This window comes from Plantibacter sp. CFBP 13570, assembly GCF_014841395.1.
GTDB classification, from domain to species: domain Bacteria; phylum Actinomycetota; class Actinomycetes; order Actinomycetales; family Microbacteriaceae; genus Plantibacter; species Plantibacter auratus.
In genome coordinates, this window is record NZ_JACYTW010000009.1 from 41,272 (window position 1) to 63,971 (window position 22,700).

General features: G+C 68.3%; 20 protein-coding genes. 11 read left to right on the forward strand and 9 right to left on the reverse strand.

The features are described from left to right. Positions 1-7: 7 nt before the first annotated feature. From IFT89_RS05155 to tkt, 3 genes are read right to left on the reverse strand one after another with little or no spacing between them, the layout of a single operon-like run. Entirely contained in the window at positions 8-1,621 is a 1,614-nt protein-coding gene (locus IFT89_RS05155; protein ID WP_064296930.1) for a glucose-6-phosphate isomerase, read from the reverse strand. Continuing rightward, entirely contained in the window at positions 1,618-2,727 is a 1,110-nt protein-coding gene (gene tal, locus IFT89_RS05160) for a transaldolase (protein WP_192017932.1), read from the reverse strand. The genes IFT89_RS05155 and tal overlap by 4 nt, the downstream gene beginning before the upstream one ends. Positions 2,728-2,751: 24 nt before the next feature. Next, the gene (gene tkt / locus IFT89_RS05165; protein ID WP_064296932.1) at positions 2,752-4,842 is read right to left on the reverse strand and encodes a transketolase; all 2,091 of its coding nucleotides are present in this window, start codon (positions 4,840-4,842) and stop codon (positions 2,752-2,754) included. Positions 4,843-5,219: 377 nt separating this feature from the next. Between tkt and IFT89_RS05170 the strand changes: the two genes are divergently transcribed. Then, on the forward strand, positions 5,220-6,140 hold the full coding sequence (locus IFT89_RS05170; protein ID WP_064296933.1) for a heme o synthase: 921 nt from the start codon (positions 5,220-5,222) through the stop codon (positions 6,138-6,140). Positions 6,141-6,144: 4 nt separating this feature from the next. Then, a complete protein-coding gene (locus IFT89_RS05175) occupies positions 6,145-8,694 on the forward strand; it encodes a DEAD/DEAH box helicase (protein WP_192017931.1) in 2,550 nt (849 codons plus the stop codon). 67 nt (positions 8,695-8,761) lie between these two features. On the opposite strand, the gene IFT89_RS05180 is transcribed toward IFT89_RS05175, so the two are convergent. After that, positions 8,762-9,733 (reverse strand): COX15/CtaA family protein, encoded by a 972-nt coding sequence (locus tag IFT89_RS05180; protein ID WP_137243062.1) that lies wholly within the window; start codon positions 9,731-9,733, stop codon positions 8,762-8,764. A gap of 307 nt (positions 9,734-10,040) precedes the next feature. Between IFT89_RS05180 and sufB the strand changes: the two genes are divergently transcribed. From sufB to abc-f, 7 genes are all read left to right on the forward strand, one after another. Beyond that, positions 10,041-11,459: a Fe-S cluster assembly protein SufB gene (gene sufB / locus IFT89_RS05185; RefSeq protein WP_056005633.1), complete on the forward strand. Its 1,419-nt coding sequence runs from the start codon at positions 10,041-10,043 to the stop codon at positions 11,457-11,459. Further along, positions 11,459-12,667 carry a Fe-S cluster assembly protein SufD gene (gene sufD / locus IFT89_RS05190; RefSeq protein ID WP_191941116.1) on the forward strand — a complete coding sequence of 403 codons (1,209 nt, stop codon included), beginning with the start codon at positions 11,459-11,461 and terminating at the stop codon, positions 12,665-12,667. Before sufB ends, sufD begins: the two co-directional genes overlap by 1 nt. Then, positions 12,667-12,990: a non-heme iron oxygenase ferredoxin subunit gene (locus IFT89_RS05195; RefSeq protein ID WP_064296937.1), complete on the forward strand. Its 324-nt coding sequence runs from the start codon at positions 12,667-12,669 to the stop codon at positions 12,988-12,990. The genes sufD and IFT89_RS05195 overlap by 1 nt, the downstream gene beginning before the upstream one ends. Positions 12,991-12,994: 4 nt before the next feature. Further along, positions 12,995-13,771 (forward strand): Fe-S cluster assembly ATPase SufC, encoded by a 777-nt coding sequence (gene sufC / locus IFT89_RS05200; protein ID WP_079002531.1) that lies wholly within the window; start codon positions 12,995-12,997, stop codon positions 13,769-13,771. A gap of 28 nt (positions 13,772-13,799) precedes the next feature. Further along, positions 13,800-14,129, forward strand: a complete 330-nt coding sequence (locus tag IFT89_RS05205) for a metal-sulfur cluster assembly factor (protein ID WP_056005622.1) — start codon at positions 13,800-13,802, stop codon at positions 14,127-14,129. A 93-nt stretch (positions 14,130-14,222) separates the two neighbouring features. Next, entirely contained in the window at positions 14,223-15,389 is a 1,167-nt protein-coding gene (locus tag IFT89_RS05210; protein WP_202938430.1) for a MalY/PatB family protein, read from the forward strand. A gap of 120 nt (positions 15,390-15,509) precedes the next feature. Then, positions 15,510-17,108 carry a ribosomal protection-like ABC-F family protein gene (gene abc-f / locus IFT89_RS05215; protein WP_056005615.1) on the forward strand — a complete coding sequence of 533 codons (1,599 nt, stop codon included), beginning with the start codon at positions 15,510-15,512 and terminating at the stop codon, positions 17,106-17,108. Positions 17,109-17,188: 80 nt separating this feature from the next. On the opposite strand, the gene IFT89_RS05220 is transcribed toward abc-f, so the two are convergent. The 3 genes from IFT89_RS05220 to IFT89_RS05230 are packed head-to-tail and all read right to left on the reverse strand — an operon-like array spanning position 17,189 to position 18,563. After that, a complete protein-coding gene (locus IFT89_RS05220; RefSeq protein ID WP_192017929.1) occupies positions 17,189-18,037 on the reverse strand; it encodes an SURF1 family cytochrome oxidase biogenesis protein in 849 nt (282 codons plus the stop codon). After that, positions 18,034-18,258: a hypothetical protein gene (locus IFT89_RS05225; protein ID WP_079705968.1), complete on the reverse strand. Its 225-nt coding sequence runs from the start codon at positions 18,256-18,258 to the stop codon at positions 18,034-18,036. The genes IFT89_RS05220 and IFT89_RS05225 overlap by 4 nt, the downstream gene beginning before the upstream one ends. Next, positions 18,255-18,563, reverse strand: a complete 309-nt coding sequence (locus IFT89_RS05230; protein WP_086473255.1) for a DUF3099 domain-containing protein — start codon at positions 18,561-18,563, stop codon at positions 18,255-18,257. The genes IFT89_RS05225 and IFT89_RS05230 overlap by 4 nt, the downstream gene beginning before the upstream one ends. A gap of 161 nt (positions 18,564-18,724) precedes the next feature. On the opposite strand from IFT89_RS05230, the gene fabG reads away from it, so the two are divergent. Continuing rightward, entirely contained in the window at positions 18,725-19,435 is a 711-nt protein-coding gene (fabG, locus tag IFT89_RS05235; protein WP_079705970.1) for a 3-oxoacyl-ACP reductase FabG, read from the forward strand. Positions 19,436-19,493: 58 nt separating this feature from the next. Here the strand turns inward: fabG and serB are convergent, their stop codons facing one another. Both serB and IFT89_RS05245 read right to left on the reverse strand, forming a co-directional pair. Beyond that, positions 19,494-20,189 carry a phosphoserine phosphatase SerB gene (gene serB, locus IFT89_RS05240; protein ID WP_202938431.1) on the reverse strand — a complete coding sequence of 232 codons (696 nt, stop codon included), beginning with the start codon at positions 20,187-20,189 and terminating at the stop codon, positions 19,494-19,496. After that, positions 20,186-21,430, reverse strand: coding sequence for a glucose-1-phosphate adenylyltransferase (locus IFT89_RS05245; protein WP_064296946.1), 1,245 nt, complete (start codon positions 21,428-21,430; stop codon positions 20,186-20,188). The genes serB and IFT89_RS05245 overlap by 4 nt, the downstream gene beginning before the upstream one ends. Positions 21,431-21,475: 45 nt before the next feature. Here IFT89_RS05245 and glgA point away from each other — a divergent pair, with 45 nt between their 5' ends. Further along, on the forward strand, positions 21,476-22,657 hold the full coding sequence (gene glgA, locus IFT89_RS05250) for a glycogen synthase (protein WP_202938432.1): 1,182 nt from the start codon (positions 21,476-21,478) through the stop codon (positions 22,655-22,657). Positions 22,658-22,700: the final 43 nt, after the last annotated feature.

The window sequence follows — 22,700 nt, forward strand, 5'->3', positions numbered from 1 at the left end:
TGACGCGCTAGTCGTTGACGGCGTCGAAGAGGGTGACGATGTTCTGGTCCGGCGACGTGAGGGTCAGCGTGAGGACCGGACGACCGTGCTCGGCGAGGACGCGGGCGTCGCCGCCAGCCTGGGCCTCGATGAGCTGGCCGAAGGTGAACGGGCGCTCGGGTATCTCCAGGTCGACGGGGGCCGTCTCGGTGATCTGCAGGAACACGCCGTTCGCGGGGCCGCCCTTGTGGTACTGACCCGTCGAGTGCAGGAAGCGCGGGCCCCAACCGAAGGTCGTGGGTCGTGCCGCCTTCGCCGCGACGAGGTCGCGGATGCTCTCGAGCTGCGGGGAGGCGAGACGGTCGACGTAGCCCTGGATCGCGACGTAGCCGTCGGAGGGGAGCTGCGCGAGCAGTGCCTCGACGGCGCCGGACAGGGTAGTCACGCCGTCCAGCAGACCGGCCGAGCCGCGGACCTCGACACCGTCGGCGACGAAGGCGGGTGCCTCAGGCTCCGGACGGTTGTCGAGCAGACCACGGGTGGCGACCTTCGCGGACTCGACGTCCGGCTGGTCGAACGGGTCGATGCCGATGAGGCGCCCGGCGACGACGGTCGCGTACTCCCACACCAGCATCATCGCGCCGAGGCTGCCGCTGACGAGGATCTCGCCCTCGTGGCGGTCGTGGCGCAGCAGGTGGAACTCGTGGGCGTCGTCGACGATGCGGACGATCTGGAGGTCGGCCGGCTTCGACTCGAGCTCGGGAGCGAGCGGGTTGAGCACGACGGGCAGCAGGCCGCGACCGGACTTACCGGTCGATTCGGCGATGAGCTGTTCGGCCCAGTCCGGGAATCCGACGATGTGCGTCCCGTCGGTGATGAGACCGACCTTGTCGCGCAGCGGAACGGTGCCACCGATCGCCGCACCCAGGATGAGTCCCGGGTTCGACGCGTCGTCGATCGCGAGTTCCCCGAGCACCGCGTCGGCCTCGTCGAGCAGCGCGCCGATGTCGACACCGGCGAGACCGGACGGCACGAGACCGAAGGCGGTGAGCGCGCTGTAGCGACCGCCGACGTTGGGGTCGGCGTTGAAGACCCGGTAGCCGGCCTCGTTCGCCGCCGCCTCGAGCGGGGAGCCCGGGTCGGTGACGATCACGATGCGGCCCGCGGGGTCGATCCCCGCAGCCGTGAACGCGGCCTCGTAGGCACGGCGCTGGCTGTCGGTCTCGACGGTGGAGCCGGACTTCGAGGAGACGACGAGAACCGAGGTCTCGAGGCGGTCCGCCAGGGCCGCGAGGACCTGACCGGGAGCGGTCGAGTCGAGGACGGTGAGGTTGCCACCCAGCGTGTTCGTGATGACCTCGGGCGCGAGCGAGGAACCGCCCATGCCCGCGAGCACGATGTGGTCGATACCCTCGTCGTTGAACTGCTCGCGGAGCGCGAGGATCGGCTCGACCAGCGGGCGGGAGATGGAGACCGCCTGGACCCAGCCGAGGCGCTTGGACGCCTCGGCCTCGGCCGCAGGACCCCACAGCGTGGGGTCCTGGTCCGTGATGCGCGACGCGACGAGGTCGCTGACGAGCGTGGGGACCACCGATGCGACAGCGGCTTCCGCCGCGCCGCTCACGCGGATCTTGAAGCTCACTTGGAGGCCTCCAGAGCCGTCTTCACGGTCTCGAGCAGCTCGTCCCAGGACACGATGAACTTCTCGACGCCCTCACGCTCGAGCAGCGCCGTCACCTCGTCGTACGACACGCCGAGTGCGGCGATGGCATCGAGGACCTCGTTCGCAGCCGCGTAGGAGCCGGTGACGGTGTCGCCGGTGATGACGCCGTGGTCGAAGGTCGCCTCGAGGGTCTTCTCCGGCATGGTGTTGACCACGCCGTCGGCGACGAGCTCGGTCACGTAGAGCGTGTCGGGGAGGTCGGCGGACTTGACGCCCGTCGAGGCCCAGAGCGGACGCTGCTTGTTGGCGCCGGCCTCGAGGAGCGCGGTGGCACGCTCGCTCGCGAACTCCTGCTCGAAGACCTGGTACGCGAGCTGGGCGTTCGCGACGCCGGCCTTGCTCTTCAGCGCGGTCGCCTCGGGGCTGCCGATCGCGTCGAGACGCTTGTCGATCTCGGTGTCGACCCGCGACACGAAGAACGAGGCGACCGAGTGGATCGTCGAGAGGTCGTGGCCCGCGGCCTTGGCCTGCTCGAGACCGGTGAGGAACGCGTTGATGACCTCGCGGTAGCGGGTGAGGCTGAAGATCAACGTGACGTTGACGCTGATGCCGGCGCCGATGACCGCGGTGATGGCCTCGAGGCCCTCGACCGTCGCGGGGATCTTGATCATCGCGTTGGGCTGGTTGACCTTGGCCCAGAGCTGCTTGGCCTGGTCGATCGTCGAGGATGCGTCGTGCGCGAAGCCCGGTTCGACCTCGATCGACACGCGGCCGTCGTACCCGTTCGAGGAGTCGTAGACCCCACGGAAGATCTTCGATGCCGCGGCCACGTCGTCGGTGGTGATCTCGAAGACCGCCTCGGTGACGTCCTTGCCGTCGGCGGCGAGCTGGGCGACCTGCTCGGCGTAGACGTCGCCGTTGCTGAGCGCGGACGCGAAGATCGTCGGGTTCGTCGTGACACCGACGACGTTGCGGTCGGCGATGAGCTGCTCCAGCCCACCGGACTGGATGCGTCCGCGGGAGAGGTCGTCGAGCCAGATGCTGACGCCGGCGGCGGACAGCTGGGCGGTTGGGGTTTCAGTCATGTTCTTCTGTCTCCTTCGCCCGGGCTACTTGCCGAGCGTCTCGTGTGCTGCGGAGACGACTGCCTCCGTGGTGATGCCGAACTCACGGAACAGCGTCTTGTAGTCGGCGGACGCACCGAAGTGCTCGATCGACACGGTCCGGCCGGCGTCGCCGACGATGCTCTTCCAGGTCAGGCCGAGACCCGCCTCGACGGAGACGCGTGCGGTGACGGCCTTCGGGAGGACGGACTCGCGGTACTCGGCGGACTGCTCCTCGAACCACTCGAGTGCGGGCACCGAGACGACGCGAGCGTTGACGCCCTCGCCGCGCAGGACCTCACGGGCCTCGACGGCGAGCTGGAGCTCGGAGCCCGTCGCGATGAGGATGACGTCCGGCGTGCCGCCGGGAGCCTCGGCGAGGATGTACGCACCCTTGGCGACGTTCGACGCTGCAGCGAAGGTCTCGCCGGTGGCGTCGCCCGTGCCGCGCTCGAACACCGGGATGTTCTGACGGGTCAGCGCGATGCCGGTCGGGCCGCCGCGACGCTTGAGGATCTCGAGCCAGGCGTAGGCCACCTCGTTCGCGTCACCCGGTCGCACGACGGCGAGGTTCGGGATGGCACGGAGCGAGGCGAGCTGCTCGATCGGCTGGTGCGTGGGGCCGTCCTCACCGAGGGCGACGGAGTCGTGGGTCCACACGAAGATGGACGGCACGTTCATGAGCGCGGCGAGACGGACGGCCGGACGCATGTAGTCGCTGAAGATGAGGAAGGTGCCACCGAACGCGCGGGTCGGGCCGTGCAGGACGATGCCGTTGAGGATCGCGGCCATGGCGTGCTCGCGGATGCCGAAGTGCAGGACGCGACCGTAGGGGTTCCCGGTCCACTCGTGGGTGGAGTGCTCGCTCGGGATGAACGACGCACCGCCCTCGATCGTCGTGTTGTTCGACTCGGCGAGGTCGGCCGAACCGCCCCAGAGCTCCGGGATGACCGGGCCGAGGGCGTTGAGCACCTTGCCGGATGCGGCGCGGGTCGAGACGTCCTTGCCGGCCTCGAACACGGGCAGCGCCGACTCGACACCCTCGGGGAGTTCGCCGGCCTCGAGACGCTCGAGCAGCGCAGCGCGCTCCGGGTTGGCCGCGGCCCAGGCGTCGAACGTCTGCTGCCACTCGGCGCGTGCCTCGGCACCGCGGTCGATCGCCTTGCGGGTGTGCTCGATGACCTCGTCGGCGACGAAGAAGTTCTGCTCGGGGTCGAAGCCGAGCACCTCCTTGACGGCCGCGAGCTCCTCGGCGCCCAGCGCCGAACCGTGGATCTTGCCGGAGTTCTGCTTCTTGGGAGCCGGCCAACCGATGATGGTCTTGAGGATGATGAGCGACGGCTTGTCGGTCTCGGCCTTCGCGGCCTCGATCGCGTCGTTGAGCGCGTGGACGTCCTCGACGTACTCGCCCGTCTTCTTCCAGTCGACGACCTGGACGTGCCAGTGGTAGGCCTCGTAGCGGGCCTTGACGTCCTCGGTGAAGGCGATGTTGGTGTCGTCCTCGATCGAGATCTGGTTGGAGTCGTAGATCGCGATGAGGTTGCCGAGCTGCTGGTGACCGGCGAGCGAGGAGGCCTCGCTCGTGACGCCTTCCTGCAGGTCGCCGTCACCGGCGATGACGTAGACGAAGTGGTCGAACGGGCTCGTGCCGGCCTCGGCCTCGGGGTCGAACAGGCCACGCTCGAAGCGGGACGCGTACGCGAAGCCCACGGCGGAGGCGAGCCCCTGGCCGAGGGGACCGGTGGTGATCTCGACGCCGTCGGTGTGGCCGTACTCCGGGTGACCCGGCGTGAGCGAGCCCCAGGTGCGGAGCGCCTCGAGGTCGGAGAGTTCCAGACCGTAGCCGCCCAGGTAGAGCTGGACGTACTGGGTCAGCGAGCTGTGCCCGACCGACAGGACGAAGCGGTCGCGTCCGAGCCAGTCCTGGTCCTTCGGATCGCGTCGCATGACCTTCTGGAACAGCAGGTAGGCGGCGGGGGCGAGACTCATCGCCGTTCCCGGGTGGCCGTTGCCGACCTTCTCCACCGCGTCGGCGGCGAGGATGCGCGCCGTGTCGACTGCTTTGCTGTCAATGCTTTCCCACTGCAGATCTGCCACTGAATACTGACCCTTCTCATCGGAACAGGAGGCCGACGAGCGGTCGAGCCTTCTTCTGTGCGTTCGCGGCCCACGTCGTCTTCGGCGTCCGAGCACACGACACCGCTCTTCGAACTGGGTGAAGGGGGGCGCACGCGTGCACAGTGGCTGGCGAGCACTTCCCAGCATAGCGAACCCCTGCAGCCGAGGGTCGATGTTCGACGAGCGCGAACACGCGACGTCACGGATCGTCGCAGAGCTTGCAGGACGGGCGTCACCCGGTGAGGGACCGCGCGTCTGCGCACCGTGAGTAGGGAGCCGTCCGCGCGTGTCGTAGAATCGTCTGCGGACCGCGCACCGGGCGAGCAGTGCGTGGTGAACCGAACGTTAGAGGAGCAATGGACGTCGCTGTAGCAGAACGTGTGTCGAGCCCCAAGCTCGGTTTCCGACGCAAGGCGAAGGCGTACATCGCCCTCACCAAGCCGCGGGTCATGGAACTGCTGCTCGTGACGACGATCCCCGTCATGATCCTCGCGAAGGGCGGTCTGCCCGACTGGTGGCTCGTCATCGCGACAGTCATCGGCGGGTCGTTGAGCGCGGGCTCCGCGGCGGCGTTCAACTGCTACATCGACCGCGACATCGACGCGGTCATGGACCGCACGAAGAAGCGCCCCCTCGTGACCGGCGAGCTCACGCCGCGCGAGGCACTCGTGTTCGCGTGGACGCTCGGCGTCGTCTCGACGGTCTGGCTCCTCGCCACCACCAACTGGCTCGCGGCCGCACTGTCCGTCGGCGCGATCCTCTTCTACGTCTTCGTGTACACGCTGTGGCTGAAGCGACGCACCCAGCAGAACATCATCTGGGGTGGCATCGCGGGCTGCTTCCCCGTCGTCATCGGCTGGGCCGCCGTCACCGGTTCGCTCTCGTGGGCACCGATCATCCTCTTCGCGGTCGTGTTCCTCTGGACGCCGCCGCACTACTGGCCGCTGTCCATGAAGTACCGCAGTGACTACCAGGCCGTCGGCGTGCCGATGCTCGCCGTCGTCCGCGGTCGCGCGCAGGTCGGCCTCCAGGTCATCCTGTACGCGTGGGCGACGGTCGTCTGCTCGCTCCTGCTCATCCCGGTGGCCGACATGGGGCTGCTGTACAGCGCCGTCGCCCTCCTGTCCGGCGGCTGGTTCGTCTACGAGACCCACCGCCTCTACAACCTCGCGATCCGCCACGAGCACGTCTCGCCGATGCGCGTCTTCCACGGGTCGATCACCTACCTGACCCTCCTGTTCCTCGCCGTCGGCATCGACCCGCTGCTCCCGTTCTGACCCGGTGGCTGACGCAGCGGAACGCGGCCGGCTGATCGCTGCGGCGGGGGAGAGCCCCGACATCGTCTTCGATCGGTTCGTCTCCTGGGCCGAGGCCGGCGGACTGAGCCTGTACCCGGCGCAGGAGGAGGCGCTCATCGGCATCGTCGACGGCGCCAACGTCATCCTCTCCACCCCGACGGGCACCGGCAAGAGCCTCGTCGCCGCCGGCGCGCACTTCGCGGCGCTGAGCTCCGGTCGCCGCAGCTACTACACGGCCCCGATCAAGGCGCTCGTCAGCGAGAAGTTCTTCGCACTCGTCGAGATGTTCGGCGCGGAGAACGTCGGGATGGTCACCGGGGACTCCTCGGTGAACGCCGACGCGCCGATCGTCTGCTGCACCGCGGAGATCGTCGCCAACCTGGCGCTCCGGCACGGCGAGGACGCCGGCATCGACCAGGTCGTGATGGACGAGTTCCACTTCTACGCCGACCCCGACCGCGGGTGGGCGTGGCAGGTGCCGCTGCTCACCCTCCCGGACACGCAGTTCATCCTCATGTCCGCGACCCTCGGCGACGTCGGCGACCTCGCGCGCGACCTCGAGCGCCGGACCGGCCGCGAGACCGCCATCGTGACCGGTGTCGAACGACCGGTCCCGCTCCATTTCTCCTACGCGACCACACCGATCCACGAGACCGTGGAAGACCTCCTCCACACGGGACAGGCTCCGATCTACATCGTCCACTTCGCGCAGGCGGCGGCGCTCGAGCGGGCCCAGGCGTTGACCAGCCTCAAGGTCGTCACCCGCGAGCAACGCGACGAGATCGCCGACGCCATCGGCGACTTCCGGTTCAGCACCGCGTTCGGCACGACGCTGTCCCGGCTCGTCCGCAGCGGAATAGGCGTGCACCACGCCGGCATGCTGCCGAAGTACCGACGCCTCGTGGAGCAGCTGGCCCAACGTGGTCTCCTCCGCGTCATCTGCGGGACGGACACCCTCGGCGTCGGGATCAACGTCCCGATCCGCACGGTCCTGTTCACGGCGCTCACGAAGTACGACGGCACGAAGATGCGCCAGGTGAACGCCCGGGAGTTCCACCAGATCGCCGGTCGTGCGGGTCGGGCCGGCTACGACACCGCGGGCACCGTCGTCGTCCAGGCCCCCGAGCACGAGACCGAGAACCTCAAGCTCATCGAGAAGGCCGGCGACGACCCGAAGAAGCGCCGGAAGATCATCCGGAAGAAGGCGCCGGAGGGGTTCGTGTCCTGGGGGGAGCCGAGCTTCCAGCGACTCGTCGCGGCCGAGCCTGAGACGCTGACCAGCCACATGCAGCTCACCCACGCGATGATGCTCAGCGTCATCGCACGCGGCGGCGACAGCTTCGGCACCATCCGCTCCCTCGTCTTCGACAACCACGAGCCTCGGGCGAGACGCTTCGCCCTGGCCAGGCGGGCACTCGAGATCTACCGCACCCTCCGAACGGCAGGGGTGATCACCCAGACGATCGACCCCGAGACGGGTGAGGTCGTCATCGGCCTCACGGTCGAACTGCAGCCGAACTTCGCGCTCAACGCTCCGCTGTCGCCGTTCGCCCTCGCCGCGTTCGAGCTGTTGGACCCCGCGGAGCCCGGCTTCGCCCTCGACGTCATCTCGGTGGTCGAGTCGACGCTCGACGATCCGCGCCAGATCGTCATGGCCCAGCAGCACCTCGCCAGGGGCGAGGCCGTGCAGGCGATGAAGGCCGAGGGGATCGAGTACGACCAGCGCATGGAGCTCCTCGAGGCTGTCACCCATCCGAGACCGCTGGCGGAACTCCTCGAGGCGGCGTTCACGAGCTACACCGCCGCGCAGCCGTGGGCACTCGACCTCGAGCTCCGCCCGAAGGCGGTCGTCCGCGACTTCATCGAGCGTGCACTGAACTTCAGCGAGTTCGTCTCGTTCTACAGTCTTTCGAGGTCCGAGGGACTCGTCCTGCGATACCTCTCCGACGCCTTCCGGGCGATCCGGCAGAGCGTGCCGGACGAGTTCAAGGACGAGGAGCTCCAGGACCTGATCGAGTGGCTCGGAGAACTCGTCCGACAGGTCGACTCGAGTCTGCTCGACGAGTGGGAGGAACTGTCCCACCCGGACCCCGAACGCCATGCGGAGACGAGTCGGTCACTCCCACCCACGCCACGGAGCGTCCTCGCCAACCGCCGGGCGTTCACCGTCCTCGTCCGGAACGAACTCTTCCGCCGGGTCCAGCTCGCGTCGCTGGAGCACTACGACGCGCTCGGCGAGCTCGACGCGTCGGCTGGATTCGACGCCGACACCTGGGCGGACGCCATGGATCCGTACTTCGAGGAGCACGGTGAACTCCCGACCGGCGCTGCAGCACGGAGCCCGGCGCTGCTGGTCGTCGACGACGAGGACGAGCGCCCCGTCGGCGACACGGGCGGTGTCTGGCGGGTGCGTCAGGTGTTCGCCGATCCGGCCGGCGACCATGACTGGGGGATCAGCGCGGTCATCGATCTCGACGCCTCCGACGAGACCGGGACCGCGGTCGTCCGCGTGACCGCGGTCGGGATGCTCTGAGTCGTCAGCAGGCGCAGTGAGTCGTCAGCAGGCCCGCTGACCCGTCAGCGGAAGTGCGTCTGAGCCGTCAGCGGGAGACGCTGAGGGATGCCGACTCCTCGACGCGTGACGCGGTCCGGACCGGGATCCGCTGCTGCAGCACGACCCAGGTCATCGCGGCGACGAGCAGTCCGGCGAGCACCATGTGCAGCCCGACGAGCACCTCGGGGAGTCCGAGGCGGGCCTGGGTGAGCCCCACGATGATCTGCACCACTTCGACCGCGAGCAGCGTGGAGACCGCGGTGCGCACCCCGCGCGACCCGCGGCGGGCACCGAGCGCGATCGCGCCGACGAGCAGCACGATGGTGCCGGCGAGCGTCGCGTAGGCGGGCCAGCTGTGCAGGTGCTGGAGGAACTCGGGGTCGAACCCGTTGCGCGGCGCCGGCACCTCCTTCGAGTTGTCGCCGGCGTGCGGGCCCGAGCCCGTCGTCAGGATGCCGAACACGACGGTGACGGCGACGAAGAGGCTCGTCAGGTGGACGACGCCGAGGTACCAGCCGGGCATGACCTTCACCGCACCACGGGGCCCGCGGTAGACCCGATGGACGAGCATCGTCGCGAGGGCGACCAGGACGATCGAGATGACGAAGTGCAGCCCGACCACGTACGGGTTCAGCCCGGTGAGGACGGTGATGCCGCCGAGGACCGCCTGCGCGGGGATCGACAGGCCCTGGAGCAGGGTCAGTCGGAAGAGGTCGGGGCGCTGCCGACGCATGCGGATCACCGCGAGGAACGCGGCGATCACGATGGCCGCGAGGACGAAGGTCAGAAGGCGGTTGCCGAACTCGATGAAGCCGTGGATGCCCATCTCCGGCGTGTTGACGAAGGAGTCGTCCGTGCAGCGCGGCCACGTCGGGCATCCGAGCCCGGAGGCCGTCAGGCGGACGGCGCCCCCGGTCCCGATGAGGACGAGCTGGAAGGCGAACGAGAGCCAGGCGACGACCCGTACGCGCTTGTCGATCGTCGTCGGCAACCACTGCCAGAACCGGGTGGCCCGCACCCGGTCGGGAAGGGACGGTGCCGGCGTCGGTCGACCGGCGGTCTTGGAGTGGTGTGACACGGGTCGATCCTTCGGTTCGCGGTGGCCACGGCTGCGGTATCCACCGTCCTCACCCACAACCCACAGGAAGCTGTAGGATTATGAGGTTCACGGTGCGCGCGAGAAGCGCCATGGTTCATGAACATTGTAGGTTCGCGAAGAAGCCGCCCGCACATCCCCTCCCCAATCCGCTCCGATCAGGCGCGTGCCATGGGAGGGAATGACGACCTCCAGCCGGTGGTTGTCTCCAGGGAGGAAAGAGGGACACATGTCAGACATCCTGATCGATCGCCCGGAGCTCGCCGGACTCGGCCAATACGAGTTCGGATGGCACGACGGCGACGTCGCCGGCGCTTCAGCGCGCCGCGGCATCTCCACGGAGGTCGTGGCCGACATCTCCGCACTGAAGAGCGAACCGGACTGGATGCTGCAGCGCCGCCTCAAGGCCCTGCAGCTGTTCGAGCGCAAGCCCATGCCGACGTGGGGCGCCGACCTCTCCGAGATCGACTTCGAGAACATCAAGTACTTCGTCCGGTCCACCGAGAAGCAGGCTCAGACCTGGGAGGACCTGCCGGACGACATCAAGAACACCTACGAGAAGCTCGGCATCCCCGAGGCGGAGCGCCAGCGCCTCGTCTCCGGCGTCGCCGCGCAGTACGAGTCCGAGGTGGTCTACCACCAGATCAACGAGGAGCTCGAGGCGCAGGGTGTCATCTTCATGGACACCGACACGGCGTTGCGTGAGCACCCCGAGTTCTTCGAGGAGTACTTCGGCACGGTCATCCCGTCCGGCGACAACAAGTTCGCCGCGCTGAACACCGCCGTGTGGTCGGGTGGCTCCTTCGTCTACGTGCCGCCCGGCGTGCACGTCGAGATCCCGCTGCAGGCCTACTTCCGGATCAACACCGAGAACATGGGTCAGTTCGAGCGCACGCTGATCATCGCCGACGAGGGCAGCTACGTGCACTACATCGAGGGTTGCACCGCGCCGATCTACAAGTCGGACTCGCTGCACTCCGCGGTCGTCGAGATCATCGTCAAGAAGAACGCCCGCGTCCGCTACACGACGATCCAGAACTGGTCGAACAACGTCTACAACCTGGTCACGAAGCGCGCCACGGCCGCCGAAGGCGCGACCATGGAGTGGATCGACGGCAACATCGGATCCAAGGTCACGATGAAGTACCCGTCCATCTACCTCATGGGCGAGCACGCCAAGGGCGAGACCCTGTCCGTCGCGTTCGCCGGTCCCGGCCAGCACCAGGACGCCGGCGCGAAGATGATCCACATGGCTCCGTACACGCAGTCGTCCATCGTCTCCAAGTCGATCGCCCGAGGCGGCGGACGCGCGGGATACCGCGGCGAGGTCCGCGTGGACGCCAACGCCCATCACTCGGCCAACACCGTGCGCTGCGACGCGCTCCTGGTCGACACCATCTCCCGCAGCGACACGTACCCGGCGATCGACATCCGTGTGGACGACGTCCAGCTCGGACACGAGGCGACGGTGTCCAAGGTCAGCGAGGAGCAGCTCTTCTACCTCATGAGCCGCGGCATGCCGGAAGACGAGGCCATGGCGATGATCGTCCGCGGCTTCATCGAGCCGATCGCCCGCGAACTGCCCATGGAGTACGCACTCGAACTCAACAAGCTCATCGAGATGGGCATGGAAGGATCCGTCGGTTAATGACGACTGCAGCACCGACTCAGACCGAAGGACAGCACGGCATCACGGCACACAGCGACGGCGCAGGACGCGTCATCCCGGTGCAGACCCGATCGGAGCGCTTCAGCTCCTATGATGTCGCCGACTTCCCAGCGGTGACGGGACGCGAGGCGGTCTGGAAGCTCAGCCCGGTCGCGCAGTTCACCGACCTCACCGCGGGGGAGCTCGACGGCTCGCCCACCCCGATCACGCACGACGACGTCGACGGCTTCAGCGTCGAGTGGATCAGTCGCGACGACGCCCGCGTCGGCTCCGCCGGCGTGCCGGAGGAGCGCGCCTCCGCGAACGCCTGGTCGAGCTTCGACCAGGCGCTGGCGATCTCGGTCACGGGCGAGGAGTCCAAGACCCTGCGCCTCGAGCGGAGCGGGCTCGGCGACGGCGCCCGCGCTGCGCACACCGTCATCACCGCCGCACCGTTCAGCCGCGGCCTCATCATCATCGAGAACGCGGGCGACGCCCGCCTCACCGAGAACGTCGAGATCGTCGTCGGCGAGCAGGCCGACGTGACCGTCGTGACCGTGCAGTGGTGGGACGACGCAGCCGTGCACCTCGCCAGCCACTTCGCGTCCATCGGTCGCGACGCCCACCTCAAGCACGTCGTGGTGTCGCTCGGCGGCAAGGTCGTCCGGGTGAACCCGACCCTGCACCTCGCCGGTCAGGGCTCGGACCTCGACTCGCTCGGCGTGTACTTCTCCGACGCGGGTCAGCACCTCGAGCAGCAGGTCTACATGCACCACGACGCACCGAACACCCGCGGGCGCGTGACCTACAAGGGCGCACTGCAGGGCGAGGGTGCGCGGTCCGTGTGGATCGGCGACGTCCTCATCAGCAACCGTGCCGTCGGCACCGACAGCTACGAGCAGAACCGCAACCTGGTCCTCTCCGACGGCACCCGTGCCGACTCCGTGCCGAACCTCGAGATCGAGACCGGCGACATCGCCGGTGCCGGTCACGCGAGCGCGACCGGACGCTTCGACGACGAGCAGCTCTTCTACCTGCAGGCTCGAGGCATCCCTGAGGACGAGGCACGACGACTCGTCGTCCGCGGCTTCCTCGTGGAGATCATCCAGCAGATCGGCGACACCGAGCTGCAGGAGCGCCTCTCGGCGGCCATCGAGGCCGAACTGCTCGGCGCCGACGGACAGGGCACCGGCGGAGCGCAGCACTGATGGCGACGAAGGTGTGCTCGTTCGACGAGCTCGCCGTCAACCAGGCCAAGCGGGTCGTGGTGGACGGCGTGCCGATCGCCCTCGTGCGCGACGCGTCGGACGAACTGTTCGCGATCGGAGACGTCTGCACCCACGGCGACATCTCGCTGTCCGAAGGCTTCGTCGAGGACGGCAACCTCGAATGCTGGGCACACGGCTCGCAGTTCTCGCTCACGACGGGCAAGCCGCTCACCCTTCCGGCCTACGAGCCGGTCCCCGTCTACACCGTCGAGCTCATCGACGGCGACATCTACATCGACCCGACCGCAACGAAAGAGATCTAGCACCATGTCAGTCCTCGAAATCCGCGACCTGCACGTCAGCGTCGAAACCGAACAGGGCACCAAGCCGATCCTGCGTGGCGTCGACCTCACCATCCGGAAGGGCGAGACCCACGCGATCATGGGTCCGAACGGTTCGGGCAAGTCCACGCTCGCGTACACGATCGCCGGCCACCCGAAGTACACCGTCGACAGCGGATCCATCACGCTGGACGGCGAGGACGTCCTCGCGATGAGCGTCGACGAGCGCGCCCGTGCCGGACTCTTCCTCGCGATGCAGTACCCCGTCGAGATCCCCGGTGTCACGGTCACGAACTTTCTCCGCACGGCGAAGACCGCGGTCGACGGCGAGGCGCCCGCGATCCGCGGCTGGATCAAGGACGTCCGCGAGTCGATGAAGAACCTGCGCATGGAGCCGGCCTTCGCCGAGCGCAACGTCAACGAGGGCTTCTCCGGTGGCGAGAAGAAGCGTCACGAGATCCTCCAGCTCGAGCTGCTGAAGCCGCAGTTCGCAGTCCTCGACGAGACCGACTCCGGCCTCGACGTCGACGCCCTCAAGATCGTGTCCGAGGGCGTCAACCGCGCCAAGGAGAACACGGGCCTCGGCGTCCTGCTGATCACGCACTACACGCGGATCCTCCGCTACATCAAGCCGGACTTCGTGCACGTCTTCGTCGCCGGCAAGATCGCCGAACAGGGCGGTCCCGAGCTCGCCGACCGACTCGAGAACGAAGGCTACGACCGTTTCCTCGTCGATGCCGTCGTCGCCCCGGAAGGTGCCTGAAGCCGCGCGAGCGGTCTAAGATAACGACATGGTAACAACGCTCAGTCCGCAACGATTCGACGAGGTCGAAGAGGCGCTCAAGGACGTCATGGACCCCGAGCTCGGGGTGAACGTGGTCGACCTCGGTCTCATCTACGACCTGGGTTGGGATGACGAGAACGACGCACTCATCATCCACATGACCCTGACCTCCGCCGGATGTCCGCTCACGGACGTCCTCGAGGAGCAGACGGGTCAAGCGCTCGACGGCATCGTCGACGCCTTCCGCATCAACTGGGTGTGGATGCCGCCGTGGGGCCCGGAGCGCATCACGGACGACGGGCGCGACATGATGCGTGCCCTCGGCTTCTCGATCTGATCGAACCTCCACGACGACGGACGGCTGCAGTGCAGCCGTCCGTCGTCCTGTTCCCGGCAGCGTCGTCCGGCTGATCCCGGATAGGGTCGAGGCATGACCGAGATCGTGTCCGCAGACCCCCTCGACGTCCTGCGCAGCCGGACGAGCGAGAAGTGGTCCGAGTACCCCGACGACGTCCTGCCCATGTTCGTCGCCGAGATGGACGTCCCCCTGGCACCCGTGGTCCGCGACACCCTGCACGCGGCGATCGACCGCGGTGACGCCGGGTATGTCGCGAGCCGCACACGGCTCCCACAGGCGTTCGCCGACTTCGCAGCGCGACGCTGGGGATGGGACCTGGATCCCGGCTCCGTGTTCACCACCGCCGACGTCAGCATGGGCATCGTCGAGATCCTGCGGCGCGTCATCTCGCCCGGCGAGGGCGTCGTGATCACCTCGCCGGTCTACCCACCGTTCTTCGACCTCGTCACCGAGGCCGGGGGAGTCGTGGTGGACGCCCCCTTGCTCGGGTCCAGCCGCGCCGACGATCCCGCCGGAGGCTGGCGGCTCGACCTGGACGGTCTCGAAGCCGCATTCCGCAACGGCGCGAAGGCGTTCCTGCTCTGCAACCCGCACAACCCGGTCGGTCGGCCGCACACGGTCGACGAACTCCGCTCGGTCGCCGCGCTGGCCGCGCGGTACGGGGTCACGGTCGTGAGCGATGAGATCCACGCTCCGCTCACCCAGCCGGGCGAGCGGTTCGTCCCCTATCTCAGCGTGTCCGACGAGGCCGCCGAACACGGGTACGCCGTCCTGTCGGCGAGCAAGGCCTGGAACCTCGCCGGCCTGAAGTGCGCGGTGATGGTCACCGCCGGCCCCGGGCCACGGAGCGTGGTCGCGGGGATGCCGGTCGAGGTGTTCTGGCGGACGGGCCAGTTCGGTGTGCTGGCTTCGGTCGCCGCCTTCGAGGCCGGAGAGCCCTGGTTGGACGGGCTCCTCGGGTTGCTCGACGGCAACCGGCGGCTGCTCGGTGAGCTGCTGGGCACCGAGTTGCCAGAGGTCGGCTACCGTCCGCCTGCCGCCGGGTACCTCGCCTGGCTGGACTGCACCGCGCTCGATTGGACCGAGCCCCCGGCGCGGCGCATCCTGCGCGAGGCGCGCGTCGCCCTGCAGGAGGGAGCCCCGTTCGGGCCCGGAGGCGTCGGCCACGCACGACTCAACCTGGCCTGCTCACCCGAGCTCCTCACCGAGGCGGTCGGACGGATCTCCGCCCTGCGTTGACGGTCGTCCGGCTGCGCCGGCACGGCCGCGGTGCTGAGCATGGGATTCACGATTTATACTGGGAGGCTGACCCCCACCCTCCGCGTTGTCGAAACGCACCCGAAGAAATGGACTATGCCTGTGCTGAGTGTGCACGACCTCGAGATCCGCGTGGGGGCACGCGTGCTCATGGAGCACGTGAACTTCCGTGTGTCCGCCGGCGACAAGATCGGCCTCGTCGGCCGTAACGGTGCCGGTAAGACGACCCTGACCAAGACGCTGGCGGGGGAGACCCTCCCGACGAACGGCAAGATCGATCGCGGTGGCGAGATCGGGTACCTGCCGCAGGACCCGCGCTCCGGCAACCCGGAGGACCTCGCCCGCACCCGCATCCTCGATGCGCGCGGTCTCGGCCAGCTCGCGCTCGGCATGCACGAGTCGAGCATGGCCATGGCGAGCGACGACCCGAAGGTGGCGGAAGCCGCCATGAAGAAGTACGGCAACCTCACCGACCGGTTCAACGCGCTCGGCGGCTACGCCGCAGAGGCCGAGGCGGCCTCCATCGCATCGAACCTGAACCTGCCCGACCGCATCCTCGATCAGCAGCTGAAGACGCTCTCGGGTGGACAGCGCCGCCGCATCGAACTCGCGCGCATCCTCTTCTCCGACGCCGAGACGCTCATCCTCGACGAGCCGACCAACCACCTCGACGCCGACTCCGTCGTCTGGCTGCGTGAGTTCCTCAAGCAGTACAAGGGCGGGTTCATCGTGATCTCGCACGACATCGAGCTCGTCGGCGAGACCGTCAACCGGGTCTTCTACCTCGATGCGAACCGCACCGTCATCGACATCTACAACATGAACTGGAAGAACTACCAGCGTCAGCGCGAAGCCGACGAGGAGCGCCGGAAGAAGGAGCGCACCAACGTCGAGAAGAAGGCGACGGCGCTCCAGCTCCAGGCGGCCAAGTTCGGTGCGAAGGCCAGCAAGGCGGCCGCAGCCCACCAGATGGTGGCTCGCGCCGAACGAATGCTCTCCGGGCTCGAAGAGGTCCGCGCGCAAGACCGCGTGGCCAAGCTGCGGTTCCCGACCCCGGCGCCCTGTGGTCGGACGCCGCTCATGGCGAGCAACCTGTCGAAGAGCTACGGCTCGCTCGAGATCTTCACGGCCGTCGACCTCGCGATCGACCGTGGCTCGAAGGTCGTCATCCTCGGATTCAACGGTGCGGGCAAGACGACCCTGCTGCGGATCCTCGCCGGAGTGGACCAGCCCGACACCGGGCAGCTCGAGCCCGGGCACGGCCTGCGGATCGGCTACTACGCGCAGGAGCACGAGACGATCGACGTGAAGCGCAGCGTGCTGGAGAACATGGTCTCCTCGTCGCCGAACATCACCGAGATGGAAGCGCGCAAGGTCCTCGGCTCGTTCCTGTTCACCGGCGACGACTCCAACAAGCTCGCGGGCGTGCTGTCCGGCGGCGAGAAGACGAGACTCGCTCTCGCGATGATCGTCGTCTCTGGCGCGAACATGCTCCTTCTGGACGAACCGACCAACAACCTCGACCCGGCCAGCCGGCTGGAGATCCTCGACGCGCTCGCCCACTACGAGGGTGCCGTCGTGCTCGTGAGTCACGATGAGGGCGCCGTCGAGGCGCTCAACCCCGAGCGGGTGCTCATCCTGCCCGACGGCGTCGAGGACCACTGGAACAAGGACTACCAGGACCTCGTCAGCCTGGCCTAGCGCCAGCGGGCCAGCGTACCCGGCCCGTGAGCATCACGGGCCGGGTACGCCCCGTCCGTCGACGGCTCGGGGCAGTCGGGTCAGCGACTCGCTTCGAGGATCTCATCCTCGATGTCGGCGTCAGACCGTGCCTTCGCGGCGAGCCGTTCGGCGCGCGCAGCCGCACGCCGTTGCTCCTTCGGGTCGTCGGAGTTCAGGATGCGGTACTCCTGACGGACGGCATAGGCGAGGAAGATGAAGCCCATCAGCGCGAAGACCACCCATTGCAGCGCATACGAGAGGTGCATCCCCTCGTTCGGCTCGGGCTTGATCGGACCGAGCGGTGCCGCCTCGGCAGGCGCCGGGCTCTCCGAGAGGAGCATGCCGTACGCACCGGAGTAGAGCGTCTCGCCGCGGAGTTCGGCGATCTGCGGGAGGTTGATCGTGGCCACCTGGCCGTCGGCGGCCCCGCGGCCCGGGAGCGTCGGTTCGCCGGGTCGGATGCGGACGACGACCGAGACCTCTCCGCTCGGAGGCGCCGGGACCGACTCGGGTGCTTCGAGTGAATCGTTCGCAGCGACCCAGCCGCGGTCGACGATGAACACGTCTCCGTTGGCAAGTCGGAGCGGCGTGAGGACGTTGAAGCCCGCCTGGTTGTTCCGGGGACGGTTCCGCACCAGCAGCTGTTCGTCAGGCAGGTAGGTACCGCTCATCGACACCGGATGCCATTCGTCGGCCACGCTGAAGGAGTCGAGTGACGGCAGCGCTTCGTCGAGCGGGATCGGGGTCGCGTCCCAGTTGGTCTCGATGCGCTGGACCTCCTCCTCCTTCTCGCTCGCCCGGGCGAGCTGCCAGTTGGAGAGGAGGACGCACACGATCGCGAACACGATCGCGACGCCGAGGTAGCCGAGCCAACGGCGGCTGAAAGCGAACCGCCAACCCGCGCTCATGAGCCGACCGCCGACGCCAGCGGACGCCGCTCGAGCGGGAAGGAGCGGGCTTCGAGGAAGGCCTCCAAGAAGTCGACGTGTTCGTCGCAGGCGGTCCAGACCTTCACACGGTCCTCCGCGTGGATCTTCGGGTTGCGCCACTCGATCCGCCAGCTCGCCGCCGCGCGGCAGCCGGCCCGCGAGCAGATCACGCCGTCGGGCTCGGCACCGAACCCGATCATGCCTGGTCGGCCGGACGAGGCGGAACCGAGTCGTCGACGATGATCGGCCGCTGGGATACGACGACACCGGTGGGGCGCTCGATGGCCCCCTGTGACGGCAGCGACCCGGCGTTCGCGATGATCACGGCGACGTACGGCAGGAAGATGGCACCGGCTGCGACCGCGAACATCCAACCGCCCTGGACGAACGGGAGCGCAGCGAGGCAAAGCAACCGGACACCCATGGTGATCGAGTACTTGATGAGCCGCTGCCGGCGCTCCTGTTCGGGAGCCGGTGGGAGGGAGGTGATGCTCTGCTGCTTCATGCCATGACCAGCCTACGCGCTCGGCGGGTGGGCGAAGCCCCCAAATCACCGGGAGAAAGGGAGTACCCCCATATGCTGGTACGGGTCCGCGGCCGGAACGCCGCGCGCCCCGACGGCCGCCGCACGAGTCGGCCGGTATCGCCGCAGGAGAGGAATCGACCATGACCGCACCACGCACCGTACTCGTCACCGGAGGCAACCGGGGGATCGGCTTCGCCATCGCCGAGGAGTTCGTCGCGCAGGGTCACCGCGTCGCCGTCACCGCACGATCCGGCGAGGGCCCCGCGGGCACGTTGACGGTCCGCGCGGACGTCACCGACGCCGCCTCCGTCGACGCGGCGTTCACCGAGATCGAGTCGGAGCTCGGGCCGGTCGAGGTGCTCGTCGCGAACGCGGGCATCACGAAGGACACCCTGCTCATGCGGATGAGCGAGGACGACTTCGACCAGGTGGTCGACACGAACCTCGGCGGCTCCTTCCGCGTCGTCAAGCGCGCGTCCAAGGGCATGCTCAAGGCACGCTTCGGGCGCATCGTGCTCATCTCCAGCGTCGTGGGTCTCTACGGGTCCGCCGGACAGGTCAACTACGCGGCCTCGAAGAGCGGCCTCATCGGCATGGCGCGATCCATCACCCGCGAGCTCGGTGCACGTGGGATCACGGCGAACGTGATCGCCCCGGGGTTCATCGAGACCGACATGACCGCCGAACTGCCCGCCGAGACCCAGGCCGAGTACAAGAAGAGCATCCCGGCAGCGCGTTTCGCGAGTGCGAACGAGGTCGCGAAGGTCGTCACGTGGATCGCCGGTGACGACGCGGGCTACATCTCCGGCGCCGTGATCCCGGTCGACGGCGGCCTCGGCATGGGTCACTGACCCGGGCAGCACCGCACCGAGCAGAACCCGACCTCGGGCGCTGACCCCGACGCGCGGATCAGAGCCCGAGGAGCGGGAGGACGCCGGCGAGGTCGACCCGCCCGGCGACGAGGTCGGCCTGGCGGCGGACGATCGGCTTCGCGTTGAACGCGACCGAGAGCCCGGCGACGGCCATCATCTCGAGGTCGTTGGCTCCGTCGCCGATCGCGATCGTCCGTGCCAACGGCACGCCGTCCTCGTCGGCCCACTCCTGCAGTGCGGCCGCCTTCGCCGCCGCGTCGATGATGGGACCGCTGAGGCCTCCCGTCAACCGACCGTCGGCGGTCTCGAGGCGGTTCGCCCGCACATGGTCGAGGCCGAGTGCCTCGGCGAGCGGGTCGAGCAGTTCATGGAACCCGCCCGACACGACACCGATCCGCGACCCGTGCGCATGCAGCCGGCCGATCAGCGTCTCCAGGCCGGCCGTCGTCCGGATCCGTTCGGCGATCACCGGGATCCGGTCGACGGGCAGGCCCGCGAGCGTCGCGACCCGGGCCCGGAGGCTGTCGGCGAAGTCGAGGTCACCGCGCATGGCGCGCTCGGTGATGGCGGCGACCTCGGGGAGGCTGCCGACCTCCTCGGCGAGCAGCTCGATCACCTCGTTCTCGATGAGCGTCGAGTCGGCGTCGAGGACCGCGAGGAACCGGACACCTCGTCCGGCGTGTGGGGGGAGTGCTGCTTCGGGATCCGCCACTGCCGAACGCTCGGTACTCATGGAACGACGCGTACTCCCTTGCCAACCACGGTGAGACCGGATTCGGTGACGGTGAAGCCGCGAGCGCGGTCACGGTCGTGGTCGACACCGACGCTCGCGCCGGAGGTGACCACCACATCCTTGTCCAGGATAGCCCGCTTGACGACGGCGTCCGGTTCGATGTGGACCTTGTCGAACACGACCGAGTCGGAGACATGGGCGCCGGATTCCACGAGCGCCCACGGCCCGAGGACACTGCGCTCGATGTGGGCACCGGACAGCAGCGAACCGAGGGAGACGATCGAGTCGATGGTCTGGCCGAGGTTGCCCTTCGCGTCCCGCACGAACTTCGCCGGCGGCGAGTTCAGCTGCGAACTGAAGATCGGCCAGTCGCGGTTGTACAGGTTGAAGATCGGGAGCGTCGAGATGAGGTCCTGGTGGGCCTCGTAGAACGACTCGATCGTCCCCACGTCGCGCCAGTAGTAGCGATCGCGATCCGTCGATCCGGGTACATCGTTCCGCTGGAGGTCGTAGACGCCGGCCTCGCCGCGATCGACGAAGTACGGGACGATGTCGCCACCCATGTCGTGGTTCGAGCTCGTCACCTCGCCGTCGTCGATGACCGCCTGCATGAGTGCGTCGGCGTCGAAGACGTAGTTGCCCATCGAGGCGAGCACTTCACCGGGGGAGTCGGGCAGGCCCGGCGCGTCGAGCGGCTTCTCGAGGAAGCGGGCGATGGTCGTCGGGTCGTCCGCGTCGACGTCGATGACGCCGAACTGGTCGGCGAGGGAGATGGGCTGACGGATCGCGGCGACCGTCGCCTTCTTGCCCGAGGCGATGTGCGCCTCGATCATCTGCGCGAAGTCCATGCGGTAGACGTGGTCGGCGCCGACGACCACGACGATGTCGGGCTTCTCGTCGCGGATCAGGTTGAGGCTCTGCAGGATCGCGTCGGCGGATCCGCTGAACCAGCGCTTCCCGAGACGCTGCTGCGCCGGCACGGACGCGACATAGGAGTCGAGCAGGCCGGACAACCGCCAGGTCTGCGAGACGTGGCGGTCGAGGCTGTGGGACTTGTACTGGGTGAGGACGACGATCTGGGTGAGTCCGGAGTTGATGAGGTTCGACAGCGCGAAATCGATCAGGCGGTACTGCCCGCCGAACGGTACGGCCGGTTTCGCGCGGTCTGCGGTCAGCGGCATCAACCGCTTCCCTTCCCCACCAGCGAGGACGATTCCGAAGATCTTCTTTGAGGCGGCCATGGCTTCACAATAGATGCCGGACGAGACCTGTACTAGCGTCTAGACATGCGAGTTGATCTTGTGACAAAGGAGTACCCGCCGGAGATCTACGGCGGCGCAGGCGTCCACGTGTCGGAGCTGGTGAAATCCCTCCGCAGCGACATCGACGTGACCGTGCGCTGCTTCGGCGCGCCACGCGACGAAGCCGACACCGTCGCGTACGGCGTCCCGGCCGAGCTCGAGGGGGCGAACGGCGCGCTCACGACACTCGGGACGGACCTCCTGATCGCCCAGGACGTCGCCGGGGCCGACCTCGTGCACTCGCACACCTGGTACGCGAACGGCGCCGGTCACCTCGCGTCGCTGCTGCACGGCATCCCGCACGTCGTGACCGCGCACAGTCTGGAGCCGCTCCGCCCGTGGAAGGCCGAGCAGCTCGGCGGTGGGTACCGCGTGTCCAGCTGGATCGAGCAGTCCGCCTACGAAGGCGCCGCGGCCGTCGTGGCGGTCAGCGACGGCATGCGTCGCGACATCCTGCGGTCGTACCCGAGCCTCGACCCGGCCAAGGTGCAGGTCATCTACAACGGCATCGACCTGACCGACTGGCAGCCACGCGTGGACGACGAGCTGCTGCGGTCCCTCGGCATCGACCCGTCCCGTCCCTCCGTCGTCTTCGTCGGTCGGATCACCCGTCAGAAGGGGTTGCCGTACCTGCTCCGCGCGGCCCGATTGCTGCCGCCCGACGTGCAGCTCATCCTGTGTGCCGGCGCTCCCGACACCCCGGAGATCCTCGCCGAGGTCAAGGCGCTCGTCGAGGAGCTGCAGCGCGAGCGCACCGGGGTCGTGTGGATCGAACGACTGCTCCCGCGTCACGAGCTGTGCACCGTCCTCACCGCCGCCACGACCTTCGTGTGCCCGTCGATCTACGAGCCGCTCGGCATCGTCAACCTCGAGGCGATGGCCTGCGGTGCCGCCGTGGTCGGGACGGGGACCGGCGGCATCCCGGAGGTCGTGCAGGACGGCGTGACCGGCAGGATCGTCCCGCTCGCGCAGGCGTCCGACGGCACCGGCACCCCGCTCGACCCGGAGCGTTTCGTCGCCGACCTCGCCGCCACCCTCACCGAGGTCGTCCAGGATCCCGCCCAGGCGAGGGCCTACGGGGCCGCTGGTCGCCGACGCGCGGAGTCCGACTTCAGCTGGTCGCGCATCGCCACCCAGACGGCGGAGCTGTACCGCAGCCTGGTCTGAACCACCTGCGGGCACCTCGGAGGACGGCGACGCGCGACGAGTC